The sequence below is a fragment of the Lysobacter sp. H23M47 genome (assembly GCF_015209765.1).
GTDB lineage: Bacteria > Pseudomonadota > Gammaproteobacteria > Xanthomonadales > Xanthomonadaceae > Novilysobacter > Novilysobacter avium.
Genome location: NZ_CP063658.1, coordinates 2,211,066 through 2,231,869, shown reverse-complemented (window position 1 = coordinate 2,231,869; position 20,804 = coordinate 2,211,066). Strand labels below are relative to the sequence as shown.

At 68.5% G+C, this 20,804-nt stretch carries 24 protein-coding genes and 1 other RNA gene; 13 read left to right on the top strand and 12 right to left on the bottom strand.

Going from position 1 to position 20,804, the window contains the following annotated elements:
• Positions 1–97: 97 nt before the first annotated feature.
• Together prmC and pip are read left to right on the top strand one after the other, a co-directional pair.
• Positions 98–922 carry a peptide chain release factor N(5)-glutamine methyltransferase gene (gene prmC, locus INQ43_RS10145; protein ID WP_194036359.1) on the top strand — a complete coding sequence of 275 codons (825 nt, stop codon included), beginning with the start codon at positions 98–100 and terminating at the stop codon, positions 920–922.
• A gap of 72 nt (positions 923–994) precedes the next feature.
• Entirely contained in the window at positions 995–1,939 is a 945-nt protein-coding gene (gene pip / locus INQ43_RS10140; protein WP_194036358.1) for a prolyl aminopeptidase, read from the top strand.
• Positions 1,940–1,976: 37 nt separating this feature from the next.
• On the opposite strand, the gene INQ43_RS10135 is transcribed toward pip, so the two are convergent.
• Genes INQ43_RS10135 through INQ43_RS10125 form a run of 3 tightly spaced genes read right to left on the bottom strand, consistent with a single transcriptional unit; the run spans position 1,977 to position 4,135 of the window.
• Complete coding sequence (locus INQ43_RS10135) at positions 1,977–2,543, bottom strand: NUDIX hydrolase (RefSeq protein ID WP_194036357.1); 567 nt, start codon at positions 2,541–2,543, stop codon at positions 1,977–1,979.
• Positions 2,544–2,576: 33 nt separating this feature from the next.
• On the bottom strand, positions 2,577–3,527 hold the full coding sequence (locus tag INQ43_RS10130) for a 5'-3' exonuclease H3TH domain-containing protein (RefSeq protein ID WP_194036356.1): 951 nt from the start codon (positions 3,525–3,527) through the stop codon (positions 2,577–2,579).
• Positions 3,515–4,135, bottom strand: a complete 621-nt coding sequence (locus INQ43_RS10125) for a nitroreductase (protein WP_194036355.1) — start codon at positions 4,133–4,135, stop codon at positions 3,515–3,517. The genes INQ43_RS10130 and INQ43_RS10125 overlap by 13 nt, the downstream gene beginning before the upstream one ends.
• Before the next feature lie 104 nt (positions 4,136–4,239).
• Between INQ43_RS10125 and INQ43_RS10120 the strand changes: the two genes are divergently transcribed.
• Complete coding sequence (locus INQ43_RS10120; protein ID WP_194036354.1) at positions 4,240–6,609, top strand: DUF1631 family protein; 2,370 nt, start codon at positions 4,240–4,242, stop codon at positions 6,607–6,609.
• Between the two features lie 133 nt (positions 6,610–6,742).
• Positions 6,743–7,867, top strand: a complete 1,125-nt coding sequence (locus tag INQ43_RS10115; RefSeq protein ID WP_194036353.1) for an NAD(P) transhydrogenase subunit alpha — start codon at positions 6,743–6,745, stop codon at positions 7,865–7,867.
• 178 nt (positions 7,868–8,045) lie between these two features.
• Here the strand turns inward: INQ43_RS10115 and INQ43_RS10110 are convergent, their stop codons facing one another.
• From INQ43_RS10110 to INQ43_RS10100, 3 genes are read right to left on the bottom strand one after another with little or no spacing between them, the layout of a single operon-like run.
• A complete protein-coding gene (locus tag INQ43_RS10110; protein WP_194036352.1) occupies positions 8,046–8,477 on the bottom strand; it encodes a DUF3106 domain-containing protein in 432 nt (143 codons plus the stop codon).
• A complete protein-coding gene (locus INQ43_RS10105) occupies positions 8,474–8,923 on the bottom strand; it encodes a hypothetical protein (protein ID WP_194036351.1) in 450 nt (149 codons plus the stop codon). The genes INQ43_RS10110 and INQ43_RS10105 overlap by 4 nt, the downstream gene beginning before the upstream one ends.
• Positions 8,920–9,525, bottom strand: a complete 606-nt coding sequence (locus INQ43_RS10100) for an RNA polymerase sigma factor (protein WP_194036350.1) — start codon at positions 9,523–9,525, stop codon at positions 8,920–8,922. Before INQ43_RS10100 ends, INQ43_RS10105 begins: the two co-directional genes overlap by 4 nt.
• Before the next feature lie 191 nt (positions 9,526–9,716).
• Here INQ43_RS10100 and INQ43_RS10095 point away from each other — a divergent pair, with 191 nt between their 5' ends.
• Both INQ43_RS10095 and INQ43_RS10090 read left to right on the top strand, forming a co-directional pair.
• Positions 9,717–10,061: an NAD(P) transhydrogenase subunit alpha gene (locus INQ43_RS10095; RefSeq protein WP_228062484.1), complete on the top strand. Its 345-nt coding sequence runs from the start codon at positions 9,717–9,719 to the stop codon at positions 10,059–10,061.
• Positions 10,058–11,482: an NAD(P)(+) transhydrogenase (Re/Si-specific) subunit beta gene (locus tag INQ43_RS10090; protein ID WP_194034138.1), complete on the top strand. Its 1,425-nt coding sequence runs from the start codon at positions 10,058–10,060 to the stop codon at positions 11,480–11,482. The genes INQ43_RS10095 and INQ43_RS10090 overlap by 4 nt, the downstream gene beginning before the upstream one ends.
• A 59-nt stretch (positions 11,483–11,541) precedes the next feature.
• Here the strand turns inward: INQ43_RS10090 and INQ43_RS10085 are convergent, their stop codons facing one another.
• Positions 11,542–11,976, bottom strand: coding sequence for a hypothetical protein (locus tag INQ43_RS10085; RefSeq protein ID WP_194036349.1), 435 nt, complete (start codon positions 11,974–11,976; stop codon positions 11,542–11,544).
• 97 nt (positions 11,977–12,073) lie between these two features.
• Here INQ43_RS10085 and sufT point away from each other — a divergent pair, with 97 nt between their 5' ends.
• Both sufT and INQ43_RS10075 read left to right on the top strand, forming a co-directional pair.
• The gene (sufT, locus tag INQ43_RS10080) at positions 12,074–12,631 is read left to right on the top strand and encodes a putative Fe-S cluster assembly protein SufT (protein ID WP_194036348.1); all 558 of its coding nucleotides are present in this window, start codon (positions 12,074–12,076) and stop codon (positions 12,629–12,631) included.
• 85 nt (positions 12,632–12,716) lie between these two features.
• A complete protein-coding gene (locus tag INQ43_RS10075; protein ID WP_194036347.1) occupies positions 12,717–13,289 on the top strand; it encodes a hypothetical protein in 573 nt (190 codons plus the stop codon).
• Here the strand turns inward: INQ43_RS10075 and INQ43_RS10070 are convergent.
• From INQ43_RS10070 to INQ43_RS13005, 5 genes are read right to left on the bottom strand one after another with little or no spacing between them, the layout of a single operon-like run.
• Positions 13,273–13,917, bottom strand: coding sequence for a uracil-DNA glycosylase family protein (locus INQ43_RS10070; protein ID WP_228062483.1), 645 nt, complete (start codon positions 13,915–13,917; stop codon positions 13,273–13,275). The two genes, INQ43_RS10075 and INQ43_RS10070, sit on opposite strands and share 17 nt — an antisense overlap.
• Positions 13,914–15,293 carry an FAD-linked oxidase C-terminal domain-containing protein gene (locus INQ43_RS10065; protein ID WP_194036346.1) on the bottom strand — a complete coding sequence of 460 codons (1,380 nt, stop codon included), beginning with the start codon at positions 15,291–15,293 and terminating at the stop codon, positions 13,914–13,916. The genes INQ43_RS10070 and INQ43_RS10065 overlap by 4 nt, the downstream gene beginning before the upstream one ends.
• A gap of 19 nt (positions 15,294–15,312) precedes the next feature.
• Positions 15,313–15,690 (bottom strand): YraN family protein, encoded by a 378-nt coding sequence (locus INQ43_RS10060; protein WP_194034133.1) that lies wholly within the window; start codon positions 15,688–15,690, stop codon positions 15,313–15,315.
• Complete coding sequence (locus tag INQ43_RS13010) at positions 15,677–16,462, bottom strand: penicillin-binding protein activator (RefSeq protein ID WP_255518499.1); 786 nt, start codon at positions 16,460–16,462, stop codon at positions 15,677–15,679. The genes INQ43_RS10060 and INQ43_RS13010 overlap by 14 nt, the downstream gene beginning before the upstream one ends.
• Complete coding sequence (locus INQ43_RS13005) at positions 16,384–17,034, bottom strand: penicillin-binding protein activator (RefSeq protein WP_194036344.1); 651 nt, start codon at positions 17,032–17,034, stop codon at positions 16,384–16,386. Before INQ43_RS13005 ends, INQ43_RS13010 begins: the two co-directional genes overlap by 79 nt.
• Positions 17,035–17,217: 183 nt before the next feature.
• Here INQ43_RS13005 and rsmI point away from each other — a divergent pair, with 183 nt between their 5' ends.
• The 5 genes from rsmI to ftsL all read left to right on the top strand — a co-directional run bounded on the left by rsmI (position 17,218) and on the right by ftsL (position 20,741).
• Complete coding sequence (gene rsmI / locus INQ43_RS10045; RefSeq protein ID WP_194036343.1) at positions 17,218–18,045, top strand: 16S rRNA (cytidine(1402)-2'-O)-methyltransferase; 828 nt, start codon at positions 17,218–17,220, stop codon at positions 18,043–18,045.
• 236 nt (positions 18,046–18,281) lie between these two features.
• Positions 18,282–18,660, top strand: an RNA gene (gene rnpB / locus INQ43_RS10040) — RNase P RNA component class A.
• 400 nt (positions 18,661–19,060) lie between these two features.
• Positions 19,061–19,507, top strand: coding sequence for a division/cell wall cluster transcriptional repressor MraZ (gene mraZ, locus INQ43_RS10035; RefSeq protein ID WP_193984280.1), 447 nt, complete (start codon positions 19,061–19,063; stop codon positions 19,505–19,507).
• Positions 19,504–20,478, top strand: coding sequence for a 16S rRNA (cytosine(1402)-N(4))-methyltransferase RsmH (rsmH, locus tag INQ43_RS10030; RefSeq protein WP_194036342.1), 975 nt, complete (start codon positions 19,504–19,506; stop codon positions 20,476–20,478). The genes mraZ and rsmH overlap by 4 nt, the downstream gene beginning before the upstream one ends.
• Complete coding sequence (ftsL, locus tag INQ43_RS10025) at positions 20,478–20,741, top strand: cell division protein FtsL (RefSeq protein ID WP_043958208.1); 264 nt, start codon at positions 20,478–20,480, stop codon at positions 20,739–20,741. Before rsmH ends, ftsL begins: the two co-directional genes overlap by 1 nt.
• Positions 20,742–20,804: the final 63 nt, after the last annotated feature.

Here is a 20,804-nt window from a genome sequence, read left to right as displayed (position 1 = left end):
CGTTCTCGATTGTGGCAAAGCAGGCTCGCTTATCATGGCGTTCGATGCGCCGCAGTCGGATCGGAGGCGCGCGGCTTTCCAACGTTCGGTAGAACCTATGGCGCGAATCGATTCACTCCTGCGCGAGGCGCGTTTGGGCACGGAGCCGGGCGAGGCCGAGTTGCTGCTCGCCCACACGCTCGGCCGCTCGCGCACCTGGCTCTACGCGCACGGCGACGAGGAGCTCGATGACGCGGCCGCGCAGCATTTCGGAGCGCTGCTGGAGCGCCGGCGCGCGGGCGAACCGGTCGCCTACCTGACCGGCCAACGCGGGTTCTGGCGCTTCGACCTGCAGGTAAGCCCGGCCACGCTGATCCCGCGGGCGGAAACAGAGCTCCTGGTAGAGCAAACCCTGGCCCGGCTGCCAGCGGATCGGGAGCTTCGGGTTGCAGATCTCGGCACGGGCAGTGGCGCGGTGGCGCTCGCCGTGGCGATGGAGCGCCCGCTGGCCCGGGTGATCGCCACGGACGCCAGCGAAACGGCGCTGGAAGTGGCCGCCGGCAACGCGCGGGCGCTGGATCTGGGCAACGTGGAATTCCGCCACGGCAACTGGCTGGAACCGCTGGCCGGCATGCGCTTCGACCTGATCGTCAGCAATCCGCCCTATATCGCCGAGGATGATGCGCACCTGGTCCAGGGCGACCTGCGGTTCGAGCCGCGCAACGCGCTGGCCGCGGGTGCCGACGGACTGGACGACATCCGCACCATCATCGGCGATGCACCGGCGCTGCTGGCGCCGGCCGGCTGGCTGCTCCTGGAGCACGGGCTGGAGCAGGGTCTTGCGGTGCGTGCACTGATGGTCCAGGCGGGTCTGCGCGACGTGGAAACGGTAGTCGATCTGGAGCAGCGCGACCGGGTGAGCGTTGGCCGGGTCGCTGAATGAGCTCGCTGGGTCAGGCTGCGAGCACGCACAGCGCTCGGTAGAATTGCCGGCCCACCCTGCGGCGGAGTCGCCATGCGCACCCTGTATCCCGAGATCCAGCCCTACGACACCGGCACGCTGGGCGTCGACGAACGCCACACGCTGTATTACGAGCAGTGCGGCAATCCCGACGGCAAGCCGGTGGTGCTGCTGCATGGTGGCCCGGGTGGCGGATGCAGTGCGAAGATGCGCCGGTTCCACGACCCGGCGCGCTACCGCATCATCCTGTTCGACCAGCGCGGCAGCGGTCGCTCCACTCCGCACGCCGACCTGGTCGCCAACACGACGTGGCACCTGGTGGAGGACATCGAGAAGCTGCGGGTCAAGCTGGACATCGACAAGTGGCAGGTCTTCGGTGGCAGCTGGGGCTCGACGCTGGCGCTGGCCTATGCGCAGAAGCACCCCAAGCGCGTGACCGAGCTGGTGCTGCGCGGCATCTTCATGCTGCGTCGCTGGGAACTGGAGTGGTTCTACCAGGAAGGCGCGAGCCGCCTCTTCCCGGAGCCCTGGGAGCACTACCTGGAGGCGATCCCGGTCACTGAACGCCACGACCTGATCAGCGCCTACCATCGCCGCCTGACCAGCCAGGACGAGGCCACGCAGCTCGCGGCCGCCAAGGCGTGGAGCGTCTGGGAAGGTGCGACCAGCTTCCTGCATATCGACGACGACTTCACCACCAGCCACGAGGACCCGAAGTTCGCGCTGGCATTCGCCCGCATCGAGAACCACTACTTCGTCAACGGCGGCTTTTTCGAAGTCGATGACCAGTTGCTGCGCGACGTGGACGCCATCGCCGACATTCCCGGCGTGATCGTGCATGGCCGCTACGACGTGGTGTGCCCGGTGCAGAACGCCTGGGACCTGCACAAGGCGTGGCCGAAGGCGACGCTGGCCATCTCGCCGGCGTCCGGGCATTCGGCCTTCGAGGCCGAGAACGTCGACTCGCTGGTGCGGGCCACCGACGGGTTCGCCGGCTGAGGCCAGCGCACCTGCCGAGCCCGGCGGTCAATGACCGTCAGGGCGCGACCGGCGATCCGTCCGGGTCGCGGTCGATCATCCACAGGCCGCCCCACAGCTTCAGGTCCAGCTCGAAGCCTTCGCGCTGTTTCTCCATCAGCCAGGCGGGCGCCCGCTCGCGCGGCACGTGGTGGACGGTGATGTCCTCATTGCCGACACCGCCGCCTTCGCCCACCTTGACCAGGTCACGGGCGCGCACGTAGGCGATCCGTTCGCTGCTCATCCCCGACGAAGTGGGACCGACCAGCAGCACCTCGACCCGGCCGGGCTCCCAGCCGGTTTCCTCGACCAGTTCGCGATGCGCGGCGGCGGCCAGCGTATCGGAGGCGTCATCGTCGCCGACCAGCCCGGCCGGCATCTCGATGGTGCGTGAACCCAGCGGCACGCGGAACTGCTCCACGAACAGGACCTCGTCGGCCGGGGTCACGGCGATGATGATCACCGCCATCCCCTTGCCATGGGTGCGTTCGACGTACTCCCAGCGGCCGCGGCGCAACATCCGCAGCCACTTGCCGTCGTAGATGATTTCAACCGGCTTTTCGTGATCGTCCGCGTGATCGTCCATTGGCCCGATGCTAAACCTTCCCGGCGCGCTTGTTCACGTGCCCGGATTGAATTCCAGGCCTGCCGCGCCGTAAAGCCGGCGCCGGGTCAGTGGTCCGAAGCGGACGCGCTCGCACAGCGCGTGCAGCCGGGCGGGCGCGGCGGATCGGCGCACGAAGTGGGTGTCCGCATCCCCCAGGGCCACGTCGCAGGCCACCGTGGACAGCTGGCGGCACAGCAGGGCCAGGTCGCGATGCTCGCGCAGCCGGGCGGCGCAGGACGCCGCCCCGCGCAGGCGCAGGTACGGAACCTCGTCGATGCGCTCCAACAGCGCATCCAGGCTGCCGAAATGCGCCAGCAGCGCCGCGGCGGTCTTCGCGCCCACGCCGGGCACCCCGGGAATGTTGTCGACCGCATCGCCGGTCAGCGCCAGGTAGTCGGCCATCTGGCGGGCCTCCACGCCGTGCCGTGCGGGCACGCCATCCGCGCCCCAGCGCTGGCCGCGCGCGAAGTCCCACTGCTCGTCGTGATCTCCCAGCAACTGCGAGAGATCCTTGTCGGCCGAGACGATGACCGAGCGGAACCGGTGCGCGCGGGCGCTCATGCAGGCGCTGCCGATCAGGTCGTCCGCCTCGTACTCGCGGTGCGAGAGCACGCTCAGGCCGAGCGCCGCGCACAGTTCCCGGCAGTGGACGAATTGTTGCTTGAGCGCTTCCGGAGCGGGCTCGCGGTTGGCCTTGTAGGCCGGGTAGATCGCATTGCGGAAGCAGGAGTCCAGCGCCTCGTCGAAGGCCACCGCGATGTGCTGCGGCCGCGCACGATCCAGCAGTTCCAGCAGGAAACGGGCAAACCCATGCACGGCATTGGTCGGCGCACCGTCCGCGCCGCGGAAATCGTCGGGCATCGAGTGCCAGGCGCGGAACACGTACAGGCTCGCATCGACCAGGTAGAGGGTGGACGTCGGAGCGCGTGGCGCCGCGGCGACCGCCTGATTCAAGGCGTCCACTCCGACAGCAGGGCCGCCGGGTCCGGCCGACGGCGCTCGGGGATGTCCTGCGAGGGCGTGCCCAGGTGGATGAAGCCGATGACGTGTTCATGCGCCTCCAGCCTCAGCATCGAGGCAACCCCGCGGTCGTAGGCCGCCCAGCCGGTCAGCCAGCAGCCACCGAATCCGGCGGCCTGGGCCGCCTGCAGCAGCGCAAAACCGGTGCAGCCGGCGCTGAGCAGGCGCTCCTGCTCGGGAATCTTCGGGTCCGGGCCGAGCTGTGCCACCAGCACCACGATCAGCGGCGCGTGGAGGTAACGGTCGAGGTCCTTGGCGATGGCAGCTTCGCTGGCATCGGTGTCGGCCTGGCGATGGCGCGCGGCGAGGCGCTCGCCGAACACCCGGCGGGCATCCCCGCGCAGGGTCACGAAACGGAAGGGTACGCGTGCGCCGTGGTCGGGCACCCTTGTCGCAGTAGCAAGGAGGCGCAGCAGCGTCGCCGGGTCCGGACCCGGTTCCTGCAGACGCATGAAAGGCACGGAGCGGCGGTCGTCGAGGTGGGCCAATGCGGCGTCAAGCGCGTCGCGGGACGACGCAAGTGGCCGCGAGCCATCAGGTTTGGGGGTCATAAGTCACAGTTCAGACATTGGGCGGAGAGACCTGACCCATATTGCCACTATGCTCCTATACAGGTTTAGGGACAGCATCCTGCGTCACCCGGTCTGGAGCACACGTGTCTATTCCATCCGCTCGCGGCTTCCACTCCACTCCCGTGGATCCCACGCGGGTGCTTGAAGAGATCAAGCGCCTGGTACTGGAGCGGCTGGCCGGACTGCCGGGCGAGTTCTATCCCGCGATCGACGTGGCCTTGGCTGCCATCGCGGTGGGCGGCGATGGGTCGCATTCCCCGCAACTGGTCTATCAAAGCCAGTCCGCACTGTGGGTCCTGCGCCAGCATCATGCGGCGCACGTGATGCGTTACCGCCAGCGGATCGCCCAGGGTTTCGATGATTTCCGCCTGCTGCACGCTCGTGACAGCGTGGACATCCCGCTTGGGTTGATCGACGAGGGCCAGATCGACTTCCATCTCGCCGGGCAGGCCCTGGCCGCCACCCTGGATCACCGGCACAGCGCGAGTCTGGACATGATGGGCGCACGCCTGGACATCCTTGCCGGTGCACTGGGCGCGGAGCCATCGATGAATCCGCTGGGCCCCACGCGCCTGGCGATGGCATTCGTCGACACCTTTGAAGACGAGCAGATCCCCGAGCTGCTGCGGACGCAACTGTTCCAGCACTACGGCAAGGCGCTGGAGGGTGTCCTGGGCGAGCTCTACGATGCGGCCAACACGTTGCTTGCACGTGGTGGGTACGGCTTGCCTGCCGCCGATGCACCCGCTGTGGCAGGTTCCCCCGCACCGCGCGGTCAGTCCGGCGGACCCCCCCAACAGCCTGGTCCAGTCCCGACAGATGACACCTCCGCAGGCCACGGTGGACGGGGATCGGGCGCCGCTGCGGACGGCTACCAATCGGGCCAGGCAGCGGCTTCCGTGAGCGGACCCGGTCCACAGGGGCACGGCGCTTACGGCTACGGAAATTCCGGACAAGGCCAGGGCGGCTGGGGCGGCGAGGGGCGTGCCGGGTCTCGCGGGGTCGACACCCCGAGCCCGGCCGAGCTCACCGAATTGCGCAGCATGCTGCACGCCTGGCGCGAAGGCCGTCGCGGGGATGCTGCCGCGCCGACGCCGACGCCGGGTCCGGCGCCGGCGGAGTCCGGAGGGCGGCGTCAGCTGCGCCTGGACGAACTGGTCAACGTTGCATCACTGATGCAGTCCGAGCCGGCGGACGTGTTTGCACGTGCTCTGGCCGGTTCCGGCAGCCTGGCCGGGGCGATCCGCGAGCAGCTCAATACCGGTTCGCGCCGTCTTGGGCTGGACCCTGAGCAGATCAGTTTCAGCGCCGAGGACGAGGACGCGATCGACCTGGTCGGAATGCTGTTTGACGCGCTGTTCCGCAGTCAGCAGCTGCAGGACCGTGCACGGCGGATGTATGCGCGCCTCGTGTTGCCCTACGTCAAGGTCGCGTTGACCGACCAGCAGCTCTTTGTCAGTCCGACCCACCCCGCGCGGCGCCTGTTCGATGCGATTACCGAAGCGGTGGCCGGCAACCCCGGCAACACCCCGCAGGAGCGAGAACTGCTGGACCGTGCCACCTCCATTTCCCAACGCGTGGTCGCCGAATACACCGAGGATCTGGTGATCTTCGAAACCGCGCATCGTGAGCTGGATGCCTTGCTCCAGCAGCAGCGCCGCCGGATCGAGTTGCAGGAAGAGCGTGCGGCGAAGGCGACCAACGGCCGCGAGCGACTGAACCATGCCCGTGAGCAGGCCGACACCGTACTTGCCAGGCGACTCTCGGCCCCACCGCTGAGCCCGGCCATCGCCGAGTTCCTGCGCGGGTCCTGGCGCCACCACCTGGTCCAGACCTGGTTGCGCGACGGCGACGACCGCGAACGCCTGGTCGAGGCCGTTTCCCTGGGCGATGCGCTGGTCGCCGCCGACCGCCTTGCCGCCGAAGGCCGGGGCGCCGAACTGGCCGATCACCTGCTGGCACTGGAGCCGCGCATCACTGAATGCCTGGCCAGCTCCGGACTCGACCAGACCGCCGCCGAGCATGCCTTGGCGTTGCTGGTGAAGGGGCTGGTGTATCCGCACACGCCGCGCGACCTGTACCCGCCGCCGCCGCGCCAGGCGGAGGACGACGATGAGGAGCGCCGGCTGTGGTTGGACCCGCGCGGCGCGGCGCGTGCGAAGTCCGCGCAGGTGGAAGAGCTGCGCGCGCTCGAGGCCGGGTCGTGGTTGCAGATCAGTGACCTGAAGGGCGAATCACTTGCAGCCAAGATCGCCTGGGTCAGTCCGCTCAGCGACCGCCGGCTGCTGGTCAACCGCCGCGGCTTGCGGATCCTGGTGGCCACGGTGGAGGAACTGGCGGTCATGGAAGCGTCCGGTCGACTGAAGGTGGGCTGCGAGCCCACCGCGTTCGAGCAGGCGATGCAGCACGTGCGCGAGCAGCTTGACCGCGCCGCCGGTTCCGTGGCCCGCTAGCGCCGGGTCGAGCGCGGCTCGCCATGTGCGCGCAGCCGTAGCTTCCCCTTTTGGCCCGCCGTTCCGGTATCGCGGTGCGCCCAATTGCCAGGGCATTCGCTAGGATGGGCTGAACCCGCATAAGGAATGCCTGATGACGATCACCATCGGCGTCGCCCGCGAAACCGCGGCCGGCGAGCGTCGCGTTTCCCTGGTCCCCGAGACTGCCAAAAAGCTGGCCGCCCTGGGTGCGCAACTGCGTATCGAGCGCGGCGCCGGCAGCGCAGCGGGCTTTGCCGACGACGCGTATGCAGCGGCAGGTGTCGAGGTCGTCGCTGATGCCGTCAGCGCCCTTGCAGGAGCCGACGTCGTGCTTTGCGTGCAGAGCCCGCCTGCGGACGTCCTGCAGGCATTGGAGCCCGGAACCGTGCTGGTGGGCCAGTTGGCGCCCGAGGCCGACCCCGCCCGCAGCGAAGCGATCACCGCGCGGCAACTGGTCGCCTTTCCGCTGGAGCGCCTGCCACGCACCACCCGCGCCCAGGCGATGGACGTACTCAGTTCGCAAGCGGGCATGGCCGGCTACAAGGCGGTGTTGCTCGGCGCCCAGCTCGCCCCGCGGTTCTTTCCGATGCTGACCACGGCCGCCGGGACGATCCGCCCCTCACGTGTGCTGGTGATCGGCGCAGGCGTTGCCGGCCTGCAGGCGGTGGCGACCGCGAAGCGCTTGGGAGCGCAGGTCGAGGGTTTCGACGTGCGCCCGGAGACCCGCGAGCAGATCGAATCGCTCGGCGGCAAGTTCCTCGACCTGGGCGTCAGCGCAGCGGGCGAGGGCGGCTACGCGCGTCAGCTCACCGAAGAGGAGCGAGCAGAGCAGCAGCGCCGGCTTGGCGAACACCTCAAGCTCGTCGATGTGGTGGTGACCACCGCTGCTGTACCGGGCAGGCCGGCGCCAAAAATCCTCACTGCCGCGATGGTGGCGGGGATGCGGCCGGGCAGCGTCATCGTCGACCTGGCGGCGGAAACCGGCGGCAACTGCGAGTGCACCCGGCCTGGTGAGACGGTTGATGTGGGTGGCGTCACCGTGGCCGGGCCGCTGAACCTGCCCAGCAGCGGTGCTACCCACGCCAGCGAGATGTTCGCCCGCAACGTCCTGAATTTCGTCAGCCTGTTCGTCCGCGATGGTGCGATCGATTTCGACTGGGACGATGAACTGCTGGCGAAGACGGTGTGGCCGCCGCGCCCGGAAGCACCGTCCGAGGCGCCGGCATCGGCGACCTAGCCGCAGGTGTCCGCAGCCGGACAAGCCACCGGCGCCTGAGCTTCAGGCGACCGTGTGGGCGGTCCGAAGTCAATATCGAAAGTCCGGCCGTGCGAATACCTTCACGTCGTGAAGGCGGGGCCGTCTCCGGCAACGCGGCGCTAGCCCGGCTCAGCCGATGCCAGCCAGTATCGTCAGGTCAGCGCGGGCGATCCCCACTTTCCGGCGCCGGGTTGGCCTCCACCCATGCCTTGCGTTGCTCCGGTGTCATGCGGCGCCACTGCTCGCGCAGCGCCTTGCGGGCGTCCGGATCCATTCCGCGCATCCTGCTGTAAAGCGCACGCGCCTCCAGCCGCTGGGCGGGTGACATGTGGTGCCAGCGGTCCATGCCGTGGCGCGCTTTGCCGCGCTGTTCCGGCGTCATCTCGCTCCAGCGCTGCGCGCGCTGCAGCATCCGTTCCCGCCCGTCGGGCTGGCTGTTCCAGCGCTCGCGCATCGGCGCGATCAGCGTGGCGCGCGTTTCCGCGCTGAGCTGGTCCCATTCGGGCATGGTCGGCTCGGAGGCCATCGCCGGCATGCACACCGCGGCGGCCAGGACTGTCAGGAAGGTCAAGCGCAATGGACGGTTCATGGGTATCGCTCCGCGGGTGGTGACAGGGCGCCGTCGTTGGCGGCCAGCCAGAGATAGAAGTCCGGGTTTTCGTCCAGCGCGGCGAGCAGGCCGCTGACCTCGCTGTCAACTTCGCCCAGCGCGGCCACGGCCTGTCCTGCCGCCAGATCGGCCGTGTTGGCCATTGGGACGCTGGCGCCCTGAGTTGAATCGGGCGCGCGCTGGAACTGCACGCCCACGCCCAGCGCCAGCGCCAGCACGGCGGCGCTGCCGGACCACGCCCACACCCGGCTGTGCCTGCGGGGAGCGCCCAGCGTCGCGGCGCGACGCGCCTGCTGCAGCCGGCTGAGGACATGCGGCGAGACGTGGGCCAGCGCGTCGGCGTGGCATTCACGCGCGTGGGCGTCAAACCGGCTCTGCGGACTGTTCCGCGGGTCCGCAGTCGGCGGTGATGCGTAGCGGTTCATTTCCAGTCCTCCAGCTGCAACTGCAGCGCCGTGCGTGCACGGGACAGATGGGTTTTCACCGAGCCCTCGCTGCAGCCCATCGCCTTGGCGGTGGTTGCCACGTCAAGCTCTTCCAGGATGCGCAGGCTGAACGCCTCGCGCTGGCGACGCGGCAACTGCTGCAGCGCCTCGACCAGGCGCGCGTAGCCTTCGCGGCCGTCGTGATTGCGCGCTGGATCTGGGCCGTGATCGGGCCAGTCCGGCGTGCTGCCGTCGTCGCGCTCGATCGCAGGCGCCATCCAGCGCATGCGGAACGTGCGCCGACGCTGGATGTCGATGATCCGGCTGCGCAGGATGCTCCAGAACAGCGGCGTCCACTCCGCCGGCGGTCGGTCCTGGTAGTTCATCATCTTCATCATCGCGTCCTGCACCGCGTCGAGCGCATCCTCACGCTGGCGCAGGCCGATTTCGGCGAAACGGAACGCCCGGGTGCCGAGGCGGGCGAGGAACTCGTCCAGCGTCCTCGGCTCGCGCAAGAGCGCGGCGCCAGCGTCGGTCGGATCAGGCGCAACGGCGGCCTGCGCAGGTGGTTCGATGGCGTCATGGGTCACGAAATCAAGCATATACGGCCGGCATCCGGTCGCTCGCGACAATCGCGTCGCGCGGCGGGTCGCAGCGGTTGCTGCAGACAGGGAAACGCGCGAGGCCGGTGCGGGTTGACAGGCCGCGCGGAATTGCCATCAACCGCCAGCGGCTTTGCCGGCGCCCCTGAATGCGTGGTTATGATGGGGAACTACCGCGCGGGGAAGCAACGATGGGCGAAGGGCTGATGGTGCAGGCGTTTGCGATGCTCTACATCTTCATGCTGGCGGCGATCGCCGGGCATGTGATCATCTCGCGGGTGCCGGTGATTTTGCACACGCCGCTGATGTCGGGTTCCAACTTCATCCACGGCATCGTGCTGATCGGCGCGATGGTGGTGCTCGGCCACGCCGATACCACGCTGGAGAAAGTGATCGGCTTCGTCGCCGTGTTGATGGGCGCGGGCAATGCCGCCGGTGGCTACGTGGTGACCGAACGCATGCTGGACATGTTCAAGCCCAGCGTGAAGCGTGCACCGGCCGGCGAAGCGTCCAAAGCACCGGACACTCACGCGTGAGCGCGGCAGAACTGCAGTCGCTGGTCGCCGCGAGCAGCTACTTCGTCGCTGCCACGCTGTTCCTGCTTGGCCTGCAACGGATGGCCTCGCCGAAGACCGCACGCAGCGGCATCCGCTGGGCCGGCGCGGGCATGCTGGTGGCGACCGCCGCCACCTTCCTGTTGCCGGACCTGCACAACCTGGGCTTGATCGTCACCGCGCTGGTCATCGGCACGGTGGCGGCCTGGGTGTCGGGCAAGAAGGTCGCCATCACCGACATGCCGCAGATGGTCGCGCTCTACAACGGCATGGGCGGTGGCGCCGCTGCGGCGATCGGCGCGGTGGAGCTGTTGCGCGCCGCCTCGATGGTCGGCGTTGCGACGCCCGCCTTGGCGGGTACGTTGCCGGCCTTGTCCACCTTCACCCTGACCCTGGCGGTACTGGGCGCAGCGATCGGTGCGGTGTCGCTGTCGGGCTCGGTGATCGCCTGGGCGAAGCTGGACGGACGCCTGGACCGGCGCGTCGTCTTCCCGGCGCAACAACTCCTCAGCGCGCTGGTGTTCCTGGCCATGCTGCTGGCCGGCGGGTGGGCGGTGGCCACGCTGCAGATGCCGGCGATCGTCGCGTTCTTCGTCCTCGCGCTGCTGCTGGGCGTGCTGATGACCCTGCCGATCGGCGGCGCGGACATGCCGGTCGTGATCTCGCTGTACAACGCCCTGACTGGCCTGGCGGTGGCGTTCGAAGGCTTCGTGCTCGGCAACGAGGCGCTCATCATCGCCGGCACCATGGTTGGCGCGGCCGGCATGCTGCTGACCCGCCTGATGGCCAAGGCGATGAACCGGCCGATCAGCGGGGTGTTGTTCTCGCATTTCGGCGCGACCGGCGAAGCGCAGGAAATCAGTGGCTCGCAGAAGCCCATTGAGGCCGGCGATGTCGCCTCGATGATGGCCTTCGCCGAGCGGGTGGTGATCGTGCCCGGCTATGGGATGGCAGTCGCCCAGGCCCAGCACAAGGTCTGGGAGCTGGCCCAGCGGCTGATCGATCGCGGGGTGAAAGTGAAGTTCGCGATTCACCCGGTGGCCGGGCGCATGCCGGGACACATGAATGTGCTGCTGGCCGAGGCCGGCGTGCCCTACGACCTGATCGTCGACATGGACGACATCAATCCGGAGTTCCCGCAGACCGACGTGGCCCTGGTGATCGGTGCGAACGACGTCGTCAACCCGGTGGCCAAGACCGATCCGGCCAGCCCGATCTACGGCATGCCGATCCTGGACGTGGTCAATGCACGCAACACCGTGGTGATCAAGCGCGGCAAGGGCACCGGTTTTGCCGGCATCGAGAATGCGCTGTTCTACGCCGACAACACCCGCATGCTCTACGGCGACGGGGCGGAGGCGGTGGGCGCACTGGTGTCGGAGCTGAAGGCGCTGGACGCCTGAGGCTGGCGGCAGCCCGCGGTGGCATCGCGCGGCTGCCGCGTGGCAACGCTACGCCAGGTTCAGCGACTGGCGACGGCGGCCAGCACGACGGCCGCCGCCATCCAGAGCAGGTCGATCGGGCCGATTGCGATGCCCGCGAGCGTCCAGGCGTGATGGAAACCCAGCCGGATCGCCGAGCCCCAAGGCGTCAGGCCCAGCATCGCCCCCAGATGGGCGGCAATGATCCACCAGATGGCGAGGGCAGCGATGCACGCGGTGGCAACGGCGGCGAGCAGAGCACGCGCCGGCCCCGGACGCCAGCCGCCCAGTCGCAGCACGATCACAATGTCGATCGCCCCGAGGATGGCCATCCAGCTGCCCAGACGGCCACTGGACAGGGCGACGAGCACCCAGGCGGCGGCAAAGCCAAACACGCCCAGCGCCAGAAGGACGCAGGAAAACACACGGGCAGGCGCGCGGCGTGCGCGCCCGGTCGAAGGCAGGGGAGGGGTCATCGAAACAATCGGCTCAGGCAGCTGCCGAGCATAACGGGTGGGCGTCGGCAGGCATATTGGACTAGAATGGTACGACTTCATCCAGCAGCCAGAAAGCATGTATTCCCGTAGCAGCGAACCTGTCCGTTTCGAACGCGATTGCCCCGCCGTTCTCGTCCCCCAGGGCGACGAGGTGAAACTCCCCGCCGGCTCGGTGGGCTACATCACCCAGGGCCTGGGCGGCAGTTTCACGGTGTTCGTGGACGGCAACCTGTTCCGCATCGCCGGGCAGGACGCCGACGCGATCGGCAAGGAACCCACCCCGCCGCTCGTGCTGCCCGAGGGCGCCAACGACGACGCGGTCGAGGAGCTCGTCTGGCACCAGCTGCGCACGTGTTTCGATCCGGAAATCCCGATCAACGTGGTCGACCTGGGCCTGATCTACGAAGCCAAGGTCCTGCCACATCCCGAGCAACCCGGCCAGCGCCTGGTCGAGGTGCGGATGACCCTGACGGCGCCGGGATGCGGCATGGGGGAGGTCCTCGTGTCCGACGTCAGCGACAAGCTCAAGCTGATCCCGACCGTGGTGGATACGGACGTGGAACTGGTGTTCGAACCGCCGTGGACGCAGCACATGATGTCGGAGGCCGCGCGGCTGGAAGTGGGGATGTTTTAAACGGGCATGGTCCCGGTAAGCATCGGCATTCACCTGCGCTCGGGCATGATCGGCCCCTGACCCGCTGCAAGTATTGGAGGAGCGCATGCATGCCAAGACTGCCCATTTCCCGAACCGGCGAATTGCCGCATCCCTCGCCGTCGCTGCGGTGGTGGCCATGAGCGGCTGCGCGGCCGCCGGCGACAATTCTTCCGGCAAGGCGCCGGAAACTGCACCGGCCGGGAGTGCATCACCGGCAGCTAAGTCGCCAGCAACTGCATCGTCGGCAGGTCCAGCCACGGCGGGTACTGCGGCAGCAGCGCCCGGCGCTTCGGACGGAACGGCCAAGGCAAGTCACTTCGATCAGTTGCCGGCGGACAGCCAGTTCCAGCGTTTCATCGTCAAGTACCGGGACGGGAGTGCTCCGGGCCGTGACGCTGGCGTCGCCCGCGAACGACTGGACGCAATGCAGGACCGGACCGGGGTCGAGATGGAATGGTTGCGGCGCCTTGGCGTGGATGCCGATGTCTTCAAGACCGACCGTCCGCTGGACCGCAAGGCGGCGGCGGAACTGATGGACCGCTTCTCGGCCGATCCCGATGTTGAGTACATCGAGGTCGACGGCGTCATGACCATCCGCACCGGTGTCGACGTGCCGCCGGTCAAGCCGCTGAAGTAGGGCGCCCCAGCACTCGTCGTACCTCGTCGCGAAGCTCCGGCAATACCTCGCCCTCGAACCACGGATTGGCCTTGAACCACGCCACGTTGCGTGGGCTGGGGTGGGGCAGCGGGAGGTAGCGCGGCAGGAAATCGCGCCACTGACGCATCGTCGCGGTGAGGTTTCCCGGGCGGCTCGGACCGAGAAAATAGGCCTGCGCGTACTGGCCGATCAGGATGTTGAGGCGGATCTCCGGCAACAGCGGCAGCAGGCGCGGATGCCAGGTGGCGCGGCATTCCGGCCGCGGCGGTGCATCGCCGGAGCCGGCCTTGCCCGGGTAGCAGAAGCCGATCGGGACGATTGCCACCTGCGTCGGATCGTAGAACGTTTCACTGTCGATCCCCAGCCAGTCACGCAGGCGCGCACCGCTGGCGTCATCCCACGGAACCCCGCTCATATGCACCTTGCGGCCCGGCGCCTGGCCGGCGATCAGCAGGCGGGCGCTGCGGGTGGCCGTCAGTACCGGGCGCGGTCCCAATGGCAGGTGGGCCTCGCAGATCCGGCAGGCGCGGATGTTCACCAGCAGGTCTTCCAGCGCGGTATCGGTGGTGGTCGCGCGCGGTGCCTTTGGGTCGATGGGATGGGTCACGGCGGCAGCAACTTGCCGGGATTGAGGATCCCGTCCGGATCGAATGCGGTCTTGATCTGGCGCATCAGCGCCAGGGTGGGCGCGGTGACCGCGGTAGGCATGAAATCGCGCTTGGCCAGGCCGATGCCGTGCTCACCCGACAGGGTGCCGCCGAGCGACACCGCCAGCGCGAACACCCGCGACATCGTCGCGGCAGCGCGTGCGGCCTCATCGCCGTCGGTCGGGTCGTACATCAGGTTAACGTGCAGGTTGCCGTTGCCGGCGTGGCCGAAGCAGACGATGGGCAGCCCGCATTCGACGGAAAGCTGCTGCACGCCCTGGACCAGTTCCGGGATGCGCGAGACCGGCACCACGACGTCCTCGTTGATCTTGCCCGGCGCGAGGGTACGCAAGGCGGGCGAAAGTGCTTTGCGTGCGGCCCAGAGTTGCGCCCGAGCGGTCTCGTCGGCTGCGTCGTCGAGCGCGACAAGCCCATCGCCGGAGGCGGCTCGCCGCAACGAATCGATGTCATCGGCCAGGTGCGCGGGATCGCCGTCCGCCTCGATCATCAGCAGCGCCCCGGCGGATTGGGGAAGATCCGCGCCGCCGACTTCGCGGGCCAGTCGCACGGCGCTGGCGTCCATGAACTCGAGCATCGAGGGCGTGACCGGCTGCGCCATCAACCGGGCCACGGCCCGGGCGGCGTTGTCGACATCGAGGTAGATCGCCCGCAGCGCACGCCGCGCCACCGGTGTCGGGGTCAAACGCAGCGACGCCTCGACGATCAGCGCCAGGGTGCCTTCGCTGCCGACCAGCAGCCGCTGCAGGTCGTAGCCGGTCGATCCCTTCGTCGTTCGCGTTCCGCAGTGGATCAACTCGCCCGCGCCGGTAACCGCGGTCAGCGCCAGTACGTTGTCGCGGCTGGCGCCGTACTTCACCGCCCGCGGGCCGCCGGCGTTGCAGGCCAGGTTGCCGCCGATGGTGCTGAACCCGGCACTGGTCGGATCCGGCGGCCAGAACAGGCCATGCGCGGCGAGGGCGGTCTGCAGGTCGCCGTTGATCACGCCGGGCTGGACGACCGCGCAGCGGTCACCGGGCGCGGTGTCGACGATCCGGTCCATGCGCTCGAACGAGACGACCACGCCGGCCTGGATCGGCACCGCCGCGCCGGTGGTGTTGGTGCCGCGGCCGCGCGCGATCACCGGAACCCGGTGGTAGCGGCACACGCGTACCAGCGCCTGCACCTGCGCGGTGGTGGTCGGCAGTGCGACCGCATCGGGAAGGGCGAGCCGGCGCGAGTTGTCGTAGGCGTAGGCGAGCCGCTCGCTGTCATCGGTCCGCCAGGCATCGCCAAGCAGACCCGCCATCTCGCGCCGGAGTGCGGCAGGCAATGGCATCACGCGCTCCGCGTAGACATCAGCAATCGTCGGCGCGGAAAGCGTCGCGCAGCCAGTTCAGACGGGGCGCTGCCGGTTCCCCTTCAGCTTCGACCACATCGAAGCGGCAGGGCCTGTCGGCATAGCGCGGGTGGCGCTGCAGGAACAACTGCGCGGCCCGCACCAGTTTGCGCTGCTTGCGGAAATCCACCGAGGCCGCACCGCCGCCGAAGCGGTCGTCGCGGCGGTAGCGCACCTCGATGAACACCAGGGTGTCGCCGTCGAGCATGACCAGGTCCAGCTCGCCCAGCCGGTAGTTGGCATTGGCGGCGACCGGGCGCAGTCCCGCATCGATCAGGTGATCGCGGGCGGCGGCTTCGACCGCCGAACCGAGACCGCGGCGGTCAGTTGCCGGCACTGGCCAGCGGAGACGCGTACCCGCCACGGAAGGTCGACCACGCCGGCGTGCGCAGGACCTTGCCGGAAGCATCGATGGCCAGCCCGCCGGTAGCGCCGGCAACATGCGCATCCGGGGATTGGGCCAGCCGCTCCAGGTAGGCGGTCAGCAACCAGGCGTCGTGTCCGAATGCGAACAGACGTGCCGCCGCGCCGCGCGCGGTCTGCAGTCTTGGGCTGACGCTCGCGGCGGACGGCAGACCGGGAACGTGGCGTCCACTGGTCCAGCTTTCGGCCGGGAAGGCGATGCCGTCCAGTACGCGGTCCTCTTCGGCGTCACCGGTACCGGAAAGCAGTTGCGAGGTCGCCACCAGCGGCTTGCCAGACAGCCCAGCCATCGCCAGGCGCGGCATCAGCTCGCGCGCGGCGGGCCCGCGCATGGCCAGGTAGATCGCATCCACTCCACCTTCCTTTTGCGCGAACGGCGTCAGGTCGGCGATGCCGGCGCCAACCACGTCGGTCACCGTTCCACCTAACTCGGCCAGACGCGCACGCAGCGCGTCGGTGGAACGACGGGCATTGTCGTCACCGGCGTTGATCACCATCACCCGGCGCGCGCCGCGCTCGACGAGCAGGTCCGCGGCCGCCACGCCTTCCTCCTCCGGCGAGAGCGAGAAGCTGACGTTGCCCGCCGGTGGGTCGACGTTGCCCTGGTTCAGCGCGAGCATCGCGACCGGCAGCGAGCCGCGACGGAACAGCGCGTCCACGCCTTCGCGAGAGAGCGGACCGACGATGAAATCGTTGCCGGCGCTGGCAGCCTGGTCGTAGGCGGCCAGTGCCCCCCGGCAGTGCCATGGGTGTCATAGAACGCGATGTCGGGGCGTCGCCGTGACTCGGCGTAGTAGGCGGTGAGGAAACCGTCGCGCACCGCGGCGGCGGGTGCCGCCATGTCGCCGCTCAGCGGCAGCAGCACGCCCAGCTTGACCGGCGGCCGGTAGCCGTCGCGGTCCGCCGGCGGGCGTCCGTCGGCGTCAAAGCCCCAGGCGGCGCGGTCCATCGGCCTCGGCAGCGCCAGGCCGCGGGCCAACAGCGCCCGCGCCATGTGGTTGTAGAGCGGATCGCCTTCCGGCAGCGCCGCCGCCTGCGCGGCCAACGTGGCATCGTCCAGTTGACCGAGAAGGGCGGCCACCTGCTGCGCGTCGGCGCCGCCAGCGAGCAATGCAGCGGCCTGGCTGACAACCGGATCCACGCGCGACACGGATGGACCGCGGACCGGTTCCATCGTGGTGCAACCGCCGACCAGCAAGGCCGCGGTGGCAAGAGCGAGGAACCAGGCGTGCAGCAGACGTCGAGTAGGAGCATTCATCGGCAAGCGCTCGCCGCGAGGCGGCGTTTACTGTGGAGTTGGGCCGATTCTACCTGTCGCCGCGGCCGGGGAATGTCTGCAGCGTGTGTGCGATTTCCGCCCTCCGCGCGATCGGGCGTGACTGGATCAGGCGCGACCTCCCCAAGGGCGACATCCGCCTCGCGCATCCCTACCATCGGTGCGATGGACAAGCCCGGCACCCTGTACATCGTCGCTACGCCCATCGGCAACCTGGGCGACATCTCCGCGCGCGCGCTGGAGGTGCTGGGCAGTGTCGACGCCATCTGCGCCGAGGACACCCGCCACACCCGCCAGTTGCTGTCCCACTTCGCCATGGAGCGGCCGCTGCTGGCCCTGCACCAGCACAACGAGGAGGCCCAGGCGGGCCAGCTTGTCGCCCGCCTGCAGTCAGGCGACTCCTTGGCACTCGTCTCCGACGCCGGAACGCCGCTGGTAAGCGATCCCGGCTTCCGCCTGGTGCGTGCCGCCCGAGCTGCCGGCATCCGCGTCTCGCCCGTCCCCGGTGCCTGCGCCGCAATCGCCGCCCTCAGCGTTGCCGGCATCGCCTCGGACCGTTTCGCCTTCGAAGGCTTCCTGCCAGCGAAGTCCGGTGCGCGCCGCGAACGCTTGGCCCGCCTTGCCTCCGAGCCGCGCACCCTGGTGTTCTACGAGTCCGCCCACCGCATCGAAGAGTCGCTTGCCGACATGGCCGCGGCATTAGGCCCTGATCGCCGCGTCGTGCTGGCGCGCGAGCTGACCAAGCTGTTCGAGACCGTCCTCGATGGCGGCCTGTCTGAACTGCTCGCCCGTGTGCAGGCCGACCCCAACCAGCGCAAGGGCGAGTTTGTCCTGGTGGTGGAAGGGGTGGGCGACGAAGCCGAATCGCAGCTGATCGAAGGTCGCCGTCTGTACGGCAAGCTTTCCGCCCACCTGCCGCCCTCAGCCGCTGCCAAACTCGCTGCCGAACTCAGTGGCGCTCCCCGCAAAGCCCTGTACGGCGGCGATAGCTGACAGACGCGCGCTGCCGATCACGGCGTCAACCGCAATCTGCTGGCTTTGGCCCGTCTTTCGGCCACCGAAATGTCGCAGGGCGCCTGCCGGGTGTCCCGCTCACCAAGCGAATATCGTGGAGCGACTGAGCGGGATTCCCGGCAGGCGCGTTCCCGCGAATCCTCGCTGAACCCAGGCGTCATTCGGAACCCCACAACGCACCGAAGCACCCGCGCAACCGGTAAACTTCCCGAGGCGGAGTCGGCCAGACAGTCGCGTCATCACAGCGGAGCAATCCGTTGCGGTGCCGAGGAAAGTCCGGGCTCCACAGGGCACGGTGCCAGGTAACGCCTGGGCGGCGCAAGCCGACGGAAAGTGCAACAGAGAGCAGACCGCCGAACGGTCGGGTGTTCGCAGGAATGCGCGATGCGTGGCAAGGGTGAAACGGTGCGGTAAGAGCGCACCGCGAGTCTGGCAACAGACCGGCATGGCAAACCCCACCGGGAGCAAGACCAAATAGGGACTCATGGCGCGGCCCGCGTCGGGTCCGGGTAGGTTGCTTGAGCGTATCGGTGACGATGCGCCTAGAGGAATGACTGTCCACGACAGAACCCGGCTTATCGGCCGGCTCCGCCACTTTCTTCTTTGCTGGTGCCCCACGCCGGGACGCGCCGGCCACGCCGTACACAGGTTGCCGCGCCTGTTCATTTAGCGCGGATCCTGCAATGCAGCATTAAGGCCTTGTGAAGGCGGAGTTTGTGCTTCGTTCGCTTGTCCAGTGCGCTGCGTCTCAAAATATGAGACGAAACAACGCTTAGTAGCCAAGTCTTGAATTGAACTCTCAAGTGTTCTGCAAGCCATTGATCCCGTTGGTGAATTTGTCCCTGAAAGTCGTTGACATCGCCAGGGGCGCTCCCTAAGGTGGTGATCAGTGGGAAAGCCGGGTTTTTTGTGGTTTTCCTTGGCTGCAGCCGGGGAGCCCCGGTTGCCCGACCGGTAAACCGTCCCCCGAGGCGGGCCAAAACCAGGGTGCGCAATGTTCCAGGGCGAAACCGCCATCACGATCGACGAGAAGGGCCGGATGGCGGTGCCCACCGCCTTCCGTGACGACGTCGCGCGTGATTGTGGCAACCGCCTGGTGATCACCTACAACCCGTTCGAGGTTGGCTCCCTGTACCTGTATCCGGTCGAGGCGTGGGAGCGCGTGCGCGACCAGGTCAACAAGCTGCCCAAGGCGAAACGCGTGAACCGCGCCATGCAGCTCAAGCTGGTGGGCGCCGCGGCGTTCGTCGAGCTGGACGGCAACGGCCGCCTGACGATTCCCGCCAGCCACCGCGCTGCGGTGGGAATCGAGCGCAAGGCCGTGCTGCTGGGCATGGGCGAGAAATTCGAACTCTGGAGCGAGCAGGCTCACCACGCACAGATCCGTCAGACGGTATCCGACGATGATCTGAGCGAGGACCTTCTCGACCTGCAGCTATGACGGCCGGTGGCGTGGAGCGAGCAGCGCCCTCCGGCCACCTCCCCGTGATGTACCGGCAGTCCCTGGACGGTTTGCAGGTCAACGGGAAGGGCACGTATCTGGACGGCACCTTCGGTCGCGGCGGCCATGCGCGCGGTGTGCTCGACCTGCTCGGGCCCGACGGCCGCCTGCTGCTGATGGACAAGGATCCCGACGCGATCGCGGTGGCCGAGCGCGACTTTGGCGGCGACCCGCGGGTGTCGATCTTCCGCGGCAGCTTCGCGGCGATGGGCAGCTGGGACGCGGCCAACGCCGGTCTGGATGGCGTGTTCCTTGATCTGGGCGTGTCCTCGCCGCAGCTGGACGTGGCCGAGCGCGGTTTCAGTTTCAGCAAGGACGGTCCGCTGGACATGCGCATGGACCCCGACAGCGGGCAGAGCGCCGCGCAGTGGCTGGCCAGCGCCGATGACCAGGAAATCGCCGACGTGCTGTGGACGTATGGCGAGGAACGCCAGTCCCGGCGGATCGCCCGCGCCATCGTTGCCCGTCGCGCCGAGGAGCCGCTGGTCCGCACCGCGCAACTGGCCGAGCTGATCGCGGCGGTGATGCCGCGCGGCAAGCCCGGTTCGGACAAGAGCCGGATCCACCCGGCCACCCGCAGCTTCCAGGCGATCCGCATCTTCATCAACCGCGAGCTGGCCGACCTGGAAGCGGGTTTGGACGCCGCGCTGCATTGCCTGAAGGTCGGCGGCCGGCTGGTGGTAATCAGCTTCCATTCGCTGGAAGACCGCATCGTCAAGCAGTTCATCAACCGCCATGCCAAGGCGCCGCCGTCCAACCGCCGGCTGCCGGTGGAGATCGCCTTCACCCCGCGGCTGGCCGCCATCGGCGGCGCGCAGAAGGCCGATTACGCCGAGACGTCGGAGAACCCGCGCTCGCGCTCGGCGGTGTTGCGGGTGGCGGAAAAACTTGCCGTGGCGGAGGCCGCATGATCCTGCGCCTGCTGCTGACGGTGCTGGTGGTGGCCAACCTGGTCACTGCACTGGGTGTCGTGCATGCGCGCCATCGCCACCGCGTGCTGTTTGTCGAGCTCAACCAACTGGACAAGGCGCGCGATGAGCTGGACATCGATTTCGGCCGGCTGCAGCTGGAACAGGCGACCTGGTCGGAAAGCAACCGCATCGACCAGGTCGCGCGCGATCGCCTAGGGATGAAGTTTCCCGAAGGCGAGGAAACCGTGGTGATCCGGCCATGAGCCTGCAATCAGGCAAGCGTCCCCGCGGCGGCGATGCAGGTGCATCTGCATGGACCCGCCTGC